Source organism: Bacillus cereus group sp. Bce041, assembly GCF_052646455.1.
In genome coordinates this window covers 234,401-247,191 of record NZ_JBQXON010000002.1, presented here as the reverse complement: position 1 = coordinate 247,191, position 12,791 = coordinate 234,401, and the positions used below count along the sequence as shown (strand labels likewise).

The following is a 12,791-nucleotide window of genomic DNA, read 5'->3' as shown; positions in this document are numbered from 1 at the left end:
ATGTAGTGATACAGTCTGTATTACCGGTGCAACAAAGTTTACCTCCGCAAAAAGAAAAAGGGCTAGAAGTACAATCGAAAAATGAAGATTCTTCATTTGATCGTACGATGAGAATGGAAAATAAAAAGCAGCCGAAAACGGAGAAAACGAAACGAGAAGAAGCACCAAAAGAAGAGAAAAAAGAATATAACCTTTCTAAACCATCGGTAACGAAAGAAGAACCAATTGTAAAGAAAGAAGAAAAAAAAGAGACAGAACAGTTGTTATTAGCTGTATCTGAGCAAATGGTTGCAATTGAGCAATTACATGTGCAGCCGGAATTGTTATATCAATACATACAAAAAATACAAGAGCTATATAAAGAATATGGCAATATTAAACTTAATGAATTACCTGCAGCTGAATTACAACAATTACAAGAACTTCTTTCAAATATGAATATCAAAAATGCTATATGTTTAGAAGATACAATGCAAATGGTATTAGACAAAATGAAGATGCCAGAGCAAACGATGCAAGCATTGAAGGTTGTAGAAACAGAAACTTGTAATATTGCAAAGGAACAAGAAGAGTCTAAAGAGGTAGATCTTCCGAAACTTGAGAGCGATGATGCAAAGGTAGAGTTGCCAGAAGTTGATGCATTAAACGATTCGAGCTCTGCAGGTGCAGAATTATTAAATAAAACGACGAGTACCGAACAAATAGGGAAATCAAATAGTGGTGCTGAGAAAGTTTCATTACCTGACTTAGGAAAGAAAATGGAAGCGCAAGTAGAAGCGCTGCAAAAATTTGTAGTGAAACAAGAACGTGTTTTATTCCAGTTAAATCCAGAAAAACTTGGTACATTAACAGTGTTTATGAAAAAACACGGAGATCAAATTGACGTTCACGTAGAAATGGAAAAACACGATGCGAAAAAACGTGTTGAAATCATTTTTGATGAATTGAGATTAAAGTTAAAAGAAAAAGAAATCAATATTCAAATTAGCTATTCAGATAAAGATGAAAATCGCAAAGAACAGCGAGAACAAGAGCAAAGGCAAAAACAGAAATTAGCAAATACAAATCATGAAAAACAACAATCAACAGAATTTGCGGGATTATTGGAGGAATAAAGCGTGCCAACAGTTGGATTAAATACAACGAGTACAAATCATATTCCGTTACAAGCAGGAGCGCAAAAAAGTAATGTACCTATTAATGGAGTACAGTCGCCAGTGCAACAAAGTAATGGAGTTTCAGCAGGAGCGCAAAAGACTCCTGGGGTAATGGGGAAAGATGATTTCTTAAAATTGTTTTTATCAAGTTTCCAACATCAAGATCCATTTAATGCGATGGATATGAATCAAATGATGAATCAGACAGCGCAGTTATCTCTTATGGAACAAGTACAGAATATGACGAAAGCAGTAGATAAGCTGCAATCAACGATGTATTCAACAGCACTTGATGGTGGAATGAAGTTTTTAGGGAAATACGTAAGAGGTGTTGACGGTGACGGAAACAAAGTAACCGGTCAAGTAGAAACGGTTCGTCTTGCGGAAAATAACGATGTACAGCTCGTTATTAATAATAAAGTTGTCTCTCTTCGTTTCGTTGAGAGAGTGTCTGATAAACCGATTGGGGAAACGAATCCAGAAGACGCAAAGAAAGACGATCAAAAAGTAACTGAAGAAGTAAAAACTACAAATTCATAAGGAGTGTCCATACGTTATGATTAAAGCGTTATATACAAGTATTACAGGGATGAATGCAACACAAAATGCATTAAGTGTAACTTCAAATAATATTGCCAATGCACAAACAGTAGGTTATAAAAAACAAAAAGCAATGTTTGATGATTTACTATATAACAATTCGATTGGTGCAAAAGGTGACGGTAAATACGCAGGAACGAATCCGAAAAGTATTGGTAACGGTGTGAAAATGAGTGGTACGGTTACGGATTATAGTGATGGTACAATTACGTTAACAGGTGGCAAAACACAAGCAGCAATGGAAGGTAATGGTTTCTTCGTTGTAGGTGATTCAAAAGGCGGAAATATGGAATTTACTCGTAAAGGTACGTTTGGGATATCTTCAGATTACTATATTACGAATACTGAAGGTCAATACGTGTTTGCATACCCTGCAAATGAGGCAACTGGTGAAGTTGATTTATCTGGAATTCCAGGACCGTTGCAAATTCCAATGGGAACAGCAATTGGTGGTATTCGAACATCGAAAGGGACAATTAAAGGGAATATTCCAACTGGTGAAAAACAAATTACACAAGATTTACCTGTATATGATAATGCGGGGAATACATGGACAATGCGTGTAGAGTTTAAACAAACGAGTGAACATAACTATACATATAAAGTACAAATGCGCAATGACTCGAAAAAAGAAACAGAGTTTAAAGATGTTCCAGGTGCAGGTGGTAATATGACATTTGATGCTGTTGGAAATCCAAATCCGAAAGAGCAAGGAGCCAATATTCCATTTGATGGCGGCTCTATTAAATTAGACTTAAGTCATTTAACAAACCATCCAACAGATAAAACATTATCAGTAACAGACGTAGATGGTAGAGCAGCAGCGACGGTTAAAGATTGCTTCATTGCTGACGGTGGATACGTAATGGTAAAATATTCTGATGGAAGTATGAAATCTGCAGGTCAATTAGCTGTTGCAATGTTCCCGAACGAAGGCGGACTAATGAAAACAGGTAATGGTAACTATACAGCAACGAATACAACAGGTATTTTAGCTCTTGGTACATCTGGTCAAAACGGTGCAGGTAAAGTACGCGGTGGTGCACAAGAAGGTGCTAACGTAGATTTATCTGTAGAATTCGTTGACTTAATGTTATACCAACGCGGATTCCAAGGAAATGCGAAAGTAATTAAAGTTTCAGATGAAGTATTAAATGAAGTTGTAAACTTAATTCGATAATATATCGCATGGAAAAAATGTAATGGAGTAGAAAGGGTTTTTTATTCGTATGACAAGACAAGAGCGAATTTTACAATTGCCTTTTTTCGAAAATAAACGTGAACTTGCCGAGCAAGTATTAAAAATAGAACGAGAAGAGCATGTATATTTACCAGATCAATTTGAAATTAAGCAAGTGCCTCCGTATTCATTTGGTGAAAAACAAGCAATCATTGGCCGTATCCATGAGTTTTATTTCATAAGTGTTGGTAGCGATAGCGTTTGGAAGTATCAACTGTTTAAGGATGAGATGAAGTGTCGTGAGTTTTTTGTTATGTTGCCAAATATTACGGATCAGCAAATAGCGTTTTGGTTTAATAACATAGAGTTATTGAAAGGTTCTTAAAAGCACTTTTTAGGTTTTGAGAGAGGACCTGGCGATGTTTTGGAGCGGTTAGTGCCTAATAGAGTCCCGACCGATGTGTAAGACCAGAGATATGTAGCGTTACTAGAGTAGTATGGTAGTGTAAGAAGTGGTAATATAAAATAGTTTTAAGTTAATTTAAGGTAGTTTTAGTATACAATTAGACTGAATTTCTATAAAAGGAGAGGTGAGGAGGATGGCGCAAAATAAGTATCGCGTTACATTCATTTCGCCGAGTGAGGTTGAGCAGCGGACTGTAATGGCGGCGAATAGTTTGCCAGATTTAATTCGTAAAGTAGAGAGTATTATTGCAGATCCAAACGGTTATTTTGTGAATGATAAAAAAAATAATTGTTATTTTAAAGTGATTAAAGAAAATGTTACGTTTATTCAATATGAGTTACTATTTTCGGATAAGGAAATTCATATTGAAAAATTAAAACATATAGCACCGGTAGTATTAAAACGATTATTCGAAGAAATAAATGACCCGGAATTATATGCACTTGCGCTACTTGATGTTGATATAGCAACGAAAGAATATGTGCTAGCAGAAATGAATTCTGAGCTGAGAATAAGAGTAGAGACGGAGCTTTCGAAAAAATGGGAAGCAATGCCGACGGAAATTGTAGGAGCACAAGAAGTGTTATTAGAGGCACTTGCTTCGTTTATACAAGATTAATTGTTTTTGAATAAAATGAATCGTTCGACTATCTATATTTTTTATATAGGTAGTTGACTTTTTCGCTTTTATAAAGCTTAATAATTAGATATACGGAATTAATGGAAGGGGAGCGACACCTTTATGTCACAAGCACAAAGTATTTTATTAGAAAGCGGAACAAATGAATTAGAGATTGTTACGTACACTGTTGGTGAAAACCTATTTAGTATTAATGTAATGAAAGTACGTGAAATCATTAATCCATTCCCTGTTACAACTGTGCCAGAATCTCATCATGCAGTTGAAGGTGTTGTTCAAGTACGTGGTGAAATTTTACCTGTTATTAACTTGGCAATGGCTCTTAATTTAAAGTCAACAAAGCCACTTGATCAAACGAAATTTATCATCTCAGAATTAAACCAAATGAAAGTTATTTTCCGCGTTGATGAAGTGCATCGTATTCAACGTATTTCGTGGGAACAAATTGATGAACCAGCTTCATTATCTATGGGACTAGAAGAAACGACATCTGGTATTGTAAAACTAGATGGAAAAATCATCTTACTATTAGATTATGAAAAAATTGTATGTGAAATTAGCGGCACTGGTTATGACAATAAATCAATTGCAGGATTAGAACAAAAAACAGATCGAGCTGAAAAAGTAATTTACATTGCAGAAGATTCAGCGATGCTTCGCCAAATATTAGAAGAAACATTATCATCAGCTGGATATACGAAAATGAACTTCTTCAGCAATGGTGCAGAAGCGTTAGCACAAATTGAAAAATTAGCGAAAGAGCAAGGCGAAAAAATGTTTGAACATATTCACTTGCTAATTACGGATATTGAAATGCCAAAAATGGATGGACATCATTTAACGAAAGTGGTTAAGGATAGTGAAGTAATGAATCGTTTACCAGTCATTATTTTCTCTTCATTAATTACAAATGAATTATTCCATAAAGGTGAAGCTGTAGGAGCAAATGCTCAAGTAAGTAAGCCAGATATTCAAGAGCTAATTGGTTTAGTTGATAAGTTAGTACTTTAAAAGTTTCTATTTAGCCGGAATAGAAGCTCTAGCCAAGTGTTGAGCGATCAGCGCTTAATAGAGCCCTATGCGATGTTGAGAACAGAGATATGGAGTGGTTATAGGTAAGTAGAAGAGCTGGTGTATAACATTTTTCTATTTAGTAGGAATAGAGGAACTACTTATGTAAGAAAGTTTTCAGTGCTTAATAGAGTCTCATGCGATGTGAGTTCAGAGGTATGAAGTAGTTTTAGGTAAGAAGAAGTGAGACTTCGATTGAGGATTTGAAGACTGGGTTTATAACTCTATTCTGTTAGAGAGAGGAAGGAATTAGCCATGTGTAGCATTGGCTAGTTCCTTTTTAGTATTCTATACTTTAAGCTGGCAGAAAAATAAAAGGTTTCTGAGGTGTTTGTCGCTGAATGTAAGTAAAATCTTCATTTGAAGATTTTTGATTTGAAAATATAAGAGAACGTATTTTTTGGATTATTTTAGTAATATTTTCGTGGTAACGCAAATTTTTTCGGTGAAAAAACATTTAAAATACCATATAATATAATTAAATGTAATTAATATGCAATTTTACATATTAATTAAAAAATATTTTCCAAATTTTTATACTTTCTATACATTTTTGTATGTTTATTATTTGACAGATAATTTCGAACTGTTATAATATGGATATGTAAAAATTGCTATTTTCTTAAAAGACATGGGAGTCAGATGAGAATTGTGAAAGGATGAGGGGGAGTGGCACAGATTATGTATCACCACACAGCAATTAATGTATTAGGTCTTTTACAAAACATGTCAAATAATAAAATGAACGATATGCAACTAGAGGCGGAATTAAAAAAAATAGAAAAAGAATTCCAAGTAAAGTATGAAGAATTAGTTGATTTACATAATAGAATGGTATTATTCCAAATAGATATAGAAAAAAATGGCGGGATGCGAGCATATGAAAAATCAACAATTACATGGCTGAAGTCTGAACTAGAGCTACTGTATGAAGTGTATCAATTTTGTCAACGTCACGGTTTAAACATTTTAAATATTTCAAAATACGTAAGTAAAAATGAACTAAATCTTTTTCCTAAAACGGAAAGTCAATTGCAAAATACGTATTATAAATTGAAAAAACGTGAAATACCGTTTGAAAATATTGAAAAACAAAAACCGGGACGAAAGCGAAAATATATACCAGTAAAAGAGACAATCGTTGCAAGAAAACAAGAAAACGAGTACGAATTAAAAGAAGAAATCCAGCATAAAGAGGATGAAAAAAATCTTGTAACAGTTATATCTGGTATCGTTGATAACTTTGAAACAATTAATCAATGTAGTGAAAGGAAAGAAGACGAACTACATCAGTTTATGGAAGGTATTTATAAGCTTTCTAGCATGGCGGCAGGGCGTTCTAGAGAAGCAAAGAATACACGTAGCTTAGAAGGTGAATTGCAGTCGTTACAACTAGAAAATGAAAGGCTAAAACGAGAGAAAGAAGAGCTTGTACAAGATATTAAAGGTATGACGCAGCTTTTAATTCATTTCATTACAAGTTCTGATATCGATCAAATTCGTAAATTACCAACTTTCGTACAAGATTGTAAAATGGAATTACATAAACTCGGGCTATATAATGCACAAGACGGAAAAATGAAAATAATGGTTGACCGTAGCGGACAAGTTATGACGGTAACACAGTAATAAAATTTGGGTACAAAATAAAAGGGAGATACATAGTTTATATGTATTTCCCTTTTATTTTGTATGGAATCGTTCCAAAGAAGGAAGATGAATTTTTATGATTGTAGTAGTTTAGAGACTATTTGTGGAATTTGGTTCGCTTGTGAAACCATACTAGTTGCAACTTCAGTCAATAATTTGAACTTTAAAAAATCACTCATCTCCTGCGCCATGTCTGTATCTTCAATTAGAGATGCAGCATCTGTTAACGCCATACTTTGGCTATTTAAATTTTCAATATTAAACTGTAAACGATTTATCATAGAGCCAAGGTCGGCACGATGAAGTGACACACTTTGCAAAGCCTCTTCGATTTTACGAATTGTCGTTCTTGCTTCTTGTTCCGTTGAAATCTTGATGTCATGTTGTGTAGGGGAAGGGGGAATAGATTTTGATATATGTACCGTATGACCGATATCGTCTAATGTAACACGGCGGTTTTGACCGTCAAATACAGATAAATCATTAAACTCAGTCGTCTCGCCAATATAGCCAATTTGTTCTGTTAAAGACTGAAACTCTTTATTCAGCGAATGACGGTTTTTATTTGAATTTGTACCGTTCGCAGATTGAACGGCTAAATCACGCATACGCTGTAAAATATTTGTCACAGTTTGAAGGGCAGCTTCCGCCGTGCGAAGCATCGATATCGCATCTTCATTATTACGAATCGCCACACGCATACCACTTGCTCTCGCATGCATCCGAGTAACAATTGCGATATTTGCGGGATTATCCGAAGCGTTGTTCAACTTCTTACCAGTCGCCAAATGCTCCATTGCAACATTCATATGCTTCTCATTCTCATACAACGACTGCCTAGCATTCATACTCAAAACATTCGTACCAATACGCATAATAGACACTCCTTATAGATTGATATAATCAATATTCAAAAGCTAATAAACGGCTATGAAGAGAAAAAGAGACTTATTCTCACTTTATCTTTTTGTTTTCATACACCGAACGAGAATAAAATAGGCCCTGACCGCTACTAAATATGGCTAGAGCTTCTCTTTAAGTTAAAAAATCTTTCAATCTATCTATATAGAAAAAATAAACCTCTCCGCAAGCAGAGAGGTTTATTCAGGAAACTAACTCAAATGGCTTATTGTAATAATTTAGAAACCATTTGTGGAGTTTGGTTTGCTTGAGAAAGCATGCTGATTCCAGCTTCGTTCAAGATTTTGAACTTAGTCATTTCAGACATTTCTTTCGCCATGTCAGCGTCTTCGATTTGAGAAGCAGCTGAAGCCATAGAAGAAGATTGGCTCTTCAGGTTGTTTACGTTAAAGTCTAGACGGTTTAATGTAGCACCTAGAGTTGCACGGTTAGAAGCAATATTTTTTAATGCTGTATCGATAGATGCGATTGCACCAGAAGCATTAGCTTTAAGATCTGTAGTCTCAAGTTTTGTTAATGTAGCAAATTCTTTACCAAGTGCTTGTGCAGCAGCTTGTGCACCAGCATCATTTGCTTTATTGTAGTCTTCAAGTTTCGTTTCAATTTTCTTTACATCGTCTGCAGACATGAATGGTTTAACCTTATCGAATTCTTTCATAGCAGCAGTTACATCTGCATCAAATGCGGCCTTATCAGCACCTGTTTTTGCTCCAAGATCAGCAAATGCTTTTGTAGTTGCATCATATACTGTTTTTTCTACTTTATCAGTTCCAATAGATAAAGTATCAAGTCCTAATTCTTTAGTAGAAACATTAGATAAGTTGATGTTGATTTGCTTACTTGTATCAGCATTATCTAATGTTTGAACTGCGATAGTTTTATTTGAACCATCTAATAATTTTTTATCATTGAACTCAGTGTTTGTAGAAATATAATCGATTTGTTCTTTTAATGCATCAAACTCTTTGTTTAATGCAGCTTGGTTTTCGTTAGTATTTGTACCATTTGCAGATTGGTTTGCAAGGTCACGCATACGAAGTAAGATGTTAGATACTGAGTTCATTGCTGAATCAGCAGTACGGATTAATGAAATACCGTCTTGCGTGTTATTAGCTGCTACTCCTAATCCACTTTCACGAGCACGCATACGAGTTGCGATTGCAAGACCTGCTGCATCGTCAGAAGCGTTGTTGATACGTTTACCGCTTGATAAACGGTCCATAGCGTTGCTCATTTTAGCTTGGTTTTGGCGCATGTACTCTTGAGTACGCATGCTGTTAATGTTTGTATTAATTCTCATGTTAAGAAACCCCCATTTTTTTATATTGACTTTTCTGCAAATTGAAAAACGATAATATGCGAAAAAATCAATTTCGAGATTTATTGTAATCCCTGTCATAGCGGGTGTCAACTAAAAATTCGAATTAATAAATATAAAAAAATAACAGTTTAACAATATATTCATTTTTTTATTACATAATTATTAAAAGGATTATTGCAAACTTTAAAAAAAAACTCTAATATTAGATTATCTTTGTTTTCCGAAAAGGTGATATTATGATAGTTGGAAATATAGTAAAAGAAGTGCTTGCATATAAGAAAGGGCAAATTCAGCAAAAGCTAAGTAGTCCACAAGCATTTGTTAGTAGTCGTTTTCAAGAGAAGTTGCAGAGTGAGCCTGCGAAGGAGACGAAAGAAACTACGCAGCCGGCAAAAGTAGAGGATATGAGTCAGCCGGTACAATCTACGAAAATAGAAACGGTTGTTAATAAGCCGGAACAATCTATTAATAAAGTAGATGAAGCGAGTAAGCCCGAAGAAAAGGGTGAAACGAAGAAAGCAGATGAAGTGCAAGTTGCGCAAAAAGAGTTTGAACGACGTTTCCCAGAAACGAAAAATGAGGCTGCTGATACGTGGGGATTAACGAAGAAGTATAATATTCAAAAAATACGTTCTTCCAATGAAGGGAAGTATGAGGATATTATTGATCGTGTAAGTCGTACATATGGAATTCCAAAAACGTTAATTCAAAAAATGATTGAAGTAGAGTCTAATTTTAATCCAAAAACGGTGTCACATGCCGGTGCGATGGGTCTTATGCAGCTTATGCCAGCGAATGTGAAGGAGATGGGTGTGAAGAATCCCTTTTCACCAGCTGAAAGTATTGAAGGTGGCGTGAAAGAGTTAAGCGGTTATTTAAAGAAAAATAACGGCGACTTAGTATTGGCGCTTGCTTCTTATAATGCTGGTCCTGGTAATGTGAGAAAGTACGGAGGCGTACCGCCATTTAAAGAAACGCAAGGATATATTAAAAAAATATTAAATATCGACGTTTCAAAATAAGAAGTTTCATATATAGAGAGAACATGAAATTTTCGTGAACATGATATGGGAGTTGGCTAGATTTGAAATTACAAGATGATATTCCGTTAACAATTTATTTTGAAATCGGAAATACGAAAAAGAAAATTGAAGATCTGCTTCATATTACGAAAGGTACATTGTATCGTCTTGAAAATTCAACGAAAAATACGGTGCGTCTTATGCTTGAGAATGAAGAGATTGGAACCGGAAAGATTTTGACGAAGAATGGAAAGATGTACGTTGAAATCGTTGAATTGAAAAGGTAGGGAAGGGGATTGTCATGAGTGGCGAAAAATTAAGCCAAGAGCAAATTGATGCCCTGCTGAAGGCGGTAAATGAAGGCGAGGAAATGCCAGCTTTCGCACAAGAAGCAGGAAAGCAAGAGAAATTTCAAGAGTATGATTTTAATAGACCAGAGAAGTTCGGTGTTGAGCATTTACGTAGTTTGCAAGCGATTGCTTCTACGTTTGGGAAACAGACGTCACAGACGTTATCAGCGCGTATGCGTATTCCAATTGAACTAGAGCCTTCAACGGTTGAGCAAGTTCCATTTACGAGTGAGTATGTGGAGAAAATGCCGAAAGATTATTATTTATATTGTGTAATTGATCTCGGTTTACCAGAGCTTGGAGAAATTGTTATTGAGATTGATTTAGCATTCGTTATTTATATTCATGAATGTTGGCTTGGCGGAGATAGTAAGCGTAACTTTACGATGCGCAGACCGTTAACAGCATTTGAGTTTTTAACGCTTGATAATATATTCTTGCTTCTTTGTAAAAATTTAGAGCAATCATTTGAAAGTGTTGTTGCGATTGAACCGAAATTTGTAACGACAGAAACAGATCCGAATGCACTAAAGATTACGACAGCGAGCGATATCATTTCATTACTTAACGTAAATATGAAAACAGATTTTTGGAATACGACGGTGCGTATCGGGATTCCATTCTTATCTGTTGAAGAAATTATGGATAAGTTAACGTCTGAAAATATTGTCGAACATTCTTCAGACAAGCGTAAAAAGTATACGTCTGAAGTGGAAGTGAAAGTAAATCAAGTGTACAAACCTGTTCACGTTGCAATTGGCGAGCAGAAAATGACAATGAGTGAGATTGAACAAATTGAAGAAGGCGATATCATTCCGCTTCATACGAAAGTTTCGGATGAATTACTTGGTTATGTAGATGGAAAGCATAAATTTAATTGTTTTATTGGAAAAGATGGAACGCGTAAGGCGCTCCTATTTAAAAGTTTTGTAGAGTAGGAGGATCCATATGAAGCATGAAGTATCTCCCGTGTCATTAATGGGATTAGAAGATTTTGCAGGAAAGCGAAATGAAGCAGGCAAAGCACATATTGATACTGTTTCAGATATTTCGATTGAACTTGGTGTAAAGCTTGGAAAGTCATCTATTACACTTGGTGATGTAAAGCAGTTAAAAGTTGGTGATGTTCTTGAAGTAGAGAAAAACTTAGGACATAAAGTAGATGTGTATTTAAGTAATATGAAAGTCGGCATCGGTGAAGCAATCGTAATGGACGAGAAATTCGGTATTATCATTTCTGAAATTGAAGCTGACAAGAAACAAGCGGCGCTTATGAAAGCGCAAAGTCAAATGCAAGATAAAGAGTAGAGGAGGAGTCATATGTCGTATATGACGACCTTATTTCAAGTCGTTTTACTGTTTGGTGCGCTCGGTTACGGTGCATATTATATGACGAAAAAGACGCGCAAACAGCAGTTTTTTAAGCAGGGTGAAAATGGCCATATACAAGTAAAAGACGGCGTTTATTTAAATCATCAAACGAGTGCCTTTTTATTTGAAGTGGACGGCAAGCAAGTGTTCACTGTTATTAGTAATAACGGTGTACAGTCTGTGCAATTAACCGGAACAGGAAATCAGTTTCAACAAGCACTAGAAGACGCGGTGAAGAGTGAAACGAAAAAAGTAGAGGATCCATCATGAGAATAAAGAAACAGTTATCATTATTAGCCGTTATTTTCGTATTTTCTATCGTTTTTTCAATTATTTTTGTAAATCCAGCGTATGCAGCACCGAACGGTTTTATTAATTTCGAAAATGGAAAAGAGTTTACGAGTAATTCAAGTGTACAACTATTTGCGCTCGTTACCCTTTTATCATTATCTTCTTCTATCGTTCTATTATTTACACATTTTACTTATTTTATGATCGTTCTAGGGATTACACGTCAAGGACTTGGGGTAATGAATTTACCACCAAACCAAGTGCTTGTTGGACTTGCATTATTTTTATCACTCTTTACGATGCAGCCTGTACTTGGGCAACTGAAGAGTGATGTGTGGGATCCGATGACGAAAGAGAAAATAACAGTAAGTCAAGCTGCGGAAACGACAGCTCCTATTATGAAAGAATATATGTCAAAGCATACGTATAAGCATGATTTAAAAATGATGTTGAAAGTACGCGGAGAAGAGTTGCCGAAAGATTTAAAGGATCTTTCACTATTTACGCTCGTACCATCCTTTACGTTAACGCAAATTCAAAAAGGTTTACTAACAGGGATGTTCATTTATTTAGCGTTTGTATTTATAGATTTGATTATTAGTACACTTTTAATGTACCTCGGGATGATGATGGTACCGCCGATGATTTTAAGTTTACCGTTTAAAATACTCGTTTTCGTATATTTAGGTGGATATACAAAAATCGTCGACATTATGTTTAAAACGGTCGCCTGAAGCGTTTGATGCTATGT

General features: G+C 35.3%; 15 protein-coding genes. 13 read left to right on the top strand and 2 right to left on the bottom strand.

The window, feature by feature from the left end; genetic code table 11:
• Positions 1 to 5 precede the first annotated feature (5 nt).
• The 7 genes from ACUN13_RS07200 to ACUN13_RS07170 all read left to right on the top strand — a co-directional run bounded on the left by ACUN13_RS07200 (position 6) and on the right by ACUN13_RS07170 (position 6,743).
• Entirely contained in the window at positions 6 to 1,115 is a 1,110-nt protein-coding gene (locus tag ACUN13_RS07200) for a flagellar hook-length control protein FliK (protein WP_142292916.1), read from the top strand.
• Between the two features lie 3 nt (positions 1,116 to 1,118).
• Positions 1,119 to 1,697: a flagellar hook assembly protein FlgD gene (locus ACUN13_RS07195; protein WP_025687644.1), complete on the top strand. Its 579-nt coding sequence runs from the start codon at positions 1,119 to 1,121 to the stop codon at positions 1,695 to 1,697.
• A gap of 16 nt (positions 1,698 to 1,713) precedes the next feature.
• Positions 1,714 to 2,937, top strand: coding sequence for a flagellar hook protein FlgE (locus tag ACUN13_RS07190; protein WP_000588321.1), 1,224 nt, complete (start codon positions 1,714 to 1,716; stop codon positions 2,935 to 2,937).
• A gap of 49 nt (positions 2,938 to 2,986) precedes the next feature.
• Complete coding sequence (locus ACUN13_RS07185; protein WP_000198166.1) at positions 2,987 to 3,322, top strand: DUF3964 family protein; 336 nt, start codon at positions 2,987 to 2,989, stop codon at positions 3,320 to 3,322.
• Positions 3,323 to 3,536: 214 nt separating this feature from the next.
• Entirely contained in the window at positions 3,537 to 4,022 is a 486-nt protein-coding gene (locus ACUN13_RS07180; RefSeq protein WP_000068298.1) for a hypothetical protein, read from the top strand.
• 123 nt (positions 4,023 to 4,145) lie between these two features.
• Entirely contained in the window at positions 4,146 to 5,054 is a 909-nt protein-coding gene (locus ACUN13_RS07175; RefSeq protein ID WP_000075943.1) for a chemotaxis protein, read from the top strand.
• 741 nt (positions 5,055 to 5,795) lie between these two features.
• Positions 5,796 to 6,743: a DNA-binding domain-containing protein gene (locus ACUN13_RS07170; protein WP_000274677.1), complete on the top strand. Its 948-nt coding sequence runs from the start codon at positions 5,796 to 5,798 to the stop codon at positions 6,741 to 6,743.
• A gap of 95 nt (positions 6,744 to 6,838) precedes the next feature.
• Here ACUN13_RS07170 and ACUN13_RS07165 read toward each other — a convergent pair whose 3' ends face one another.
• Both ACUN13_RS07165 and ACUN13_RS07160 read right to left on the bottom strand, forming a co-directional pair.
• The gene (locus ACUN13_RS07165) at positions 6,839 to 7,639 is read right to left on the bottom strand and encodes a flagellin N-terminal helical domain-containing protein (protein WP_025689628.1); all 801 of its coding nucleotides are present in this window, start codon (positions 7,637 to 7,639) and stop codon (positions 6,839 to 6,841) included.
• A 251-nt stretch (positions 7,640 to 7,890) separates the two neighbouring features.
• Positions 7,891 to 8,985: a flagellin N-terminal helical domain-containing protein gene (locus ACUN13_RS07160; RefSeq protein WP_001222338.1), complete on the bottom strand. Its 1,095-nt coding sequence runs from the start codon at positions 8,983 to 8,985 to the stop codon at positions 7,891 to 7,893.
• Between the two features lie 257 nt (positions 8,986 to 9,242).
• On the opposite strand from ACUN13_RS07160, the gene ACUN13_RS07155 reads away from it, so the two are divergent.
• The 6 genes from ACUN13_RS07155 (at position 9,243) to ACUN13_RS07130 (ending at position 12,774) form a co-directional block, all read left to right on the top strand.
• On the top strand, positions 9,243 to 10,028 hold the full coding sequence (locus tag ACUN13_RS07155; protein WP_025687743.1) for a lytic transglycosylase domain-containing protein: 786 nt from the start codon (positions 9,243 to 9,245) through the stop codon (positions 10,026 to 10,028).
• A 62-nt stretch (positions 10,029 to 10,090) separates the two neighbouring features.
• Complete coding sequence (locus ACUN13_RS07150) at positions 10,091 to 10,315, top strand: flagellar motor switch protein FliN (RefSeq protein ID WP_000775712.1); 225 nt, start codon at positions 10,091 to 10,093, stop codon at positions 10,313 to 10,315.
• Between the two features lie 14 nt (positions 10,316 to 10,329).
• Positions 10,330 to 11,316 carry a flagellar motor switch protein FliM gene (fliM, locus tag ACUN13_RS07145; protein WP_000012360.1) on the top strand — a complete coding sequence of 329 codons (987 nt, stop codon included), beginning with the start codon at positions 10,330 to 10,332 and terminating at the stop codon, positions 11,314 to 11,316.
• A 10-nt stretch (positions 11,317 to 11,326) separates the two neighbouring features.
• Entirely contained in the window at positions 11,327 to 11,686 is a 360-nt protein-coding gene (fliN, locus tag ACUN13_RS07140) for a flagellar motor switch protein FliN (RefSeq protein WP_000680010.1), read from the top strand.
• Positions 11,687 to 11,698: 12 nt separating this feature from the next.
• Entirely contained in the window at positions 11,699 to 12,019 is a 321-nt protein-coding gene (locus tag ACUN13_RS07135) for a hypothetical protein (protein WP_000121176.1), read from the top strand.
• Positions 12,016 to 12,774, top strand: a complete 759-nt coding sequence (locus tag ACUN13_RS07130) for a flagellar type III secretion system pore protein FliP (protein ID WP_001220582.1) — start codon at positions 12,016 to 12,018, stop codon at positions 12,772 to 12,774. The genes ACUN13_RS07135 and ACUN13_RS07130 overlap by 4 nt, the downstream gene beginning before the upstream one ends.
• Positions 12,775 to 12,791 lie beyond the last annotated feature (17 nt).

Bases quoted from the DNA above. Each gene is read 5' to 3' on its own strand.
- ACUN13_RS07180 (WP_000068298.1), top strand. From the start codon at position 3,537: ATGGCGCAAAATAAGTATCGCGTTACATTCATTTCGCCGAGTGAGGTT.
- ACUN13_RS07170 (WP_000274677.1), top strand. From the start codon at position 5,796: ATGTATCACCACACAGCAATTAATGTATTAGGTCTTTTACAAAACATG.
- fliN (WP_000680010.1), top strand. From the start codon at position 11,327: ATGAAGCATGAAGTATCTCCCGTGTCATTAATGGGATTAGAAGATTTT.
- ACUN13_RS07175 (WP_000075943.1), top strand. From the start codon at position 4,146: ATGTCACAAGCACAAAGTATTTTATTAGAAAGCGGAACAAATGAATTA.
- ACUN13_RS07160 (WP_001222338.1), bottom strand. From the start codon at position 8,985: ATGAGAATTAATACAAACATTAACAGCATGCGTACTCAAGAGTACATG.
- ACUN13_RS07155 (WP_025687743.1), top strand. From the start codon at position 9,243: ATGATAGTTGGAAATATAGTAAAAGAAGTGCTTGCATATAAGAAAGGG.
- ACUN13_RS07165 (WP_025689628.1), bottom strand. From the start codon at position 7,639: ATGCGTATTGGTACGAATGTTTTGAGTATGAATGCTAGGCAGTCGTTG.
- ACUN13_RS07190 (WP_000588321.1), top strand. From the start codon at position 1,714: ATGATTAAAGCGTTATATACAAGTATTACAGGGATGAATGCAACACAA.
- ACUN13_RS07185 (WP_000198166.1), top strand. From the start codon at position 2,987: ATGACAAGACAAGAGCGAATTTTACAATTGCCTTTTTTCGAAAATAAA.
- ACUN13_RS07130 (WP_001220582.1), top strand. From the start codon at position 12,016: ATGAGAATAAAGAAACAGTTATCATTATTAGCCGTTATTTTCGTATTT.
- fliM (WP_000012360.1), top strand. From the start codon at position 10,330: ATGAGTGGCGAAAAATTAAGCCAAGAGCAAATTGATGCCCTGCTGAAG.
- ACUN13_RS07135 (WP_000121176.1), top strand. From the start codon at position 11,699: ATGTCGTATATGACGACCTTATTTCAAGTCGTTTTACTGTTTGGTGCG.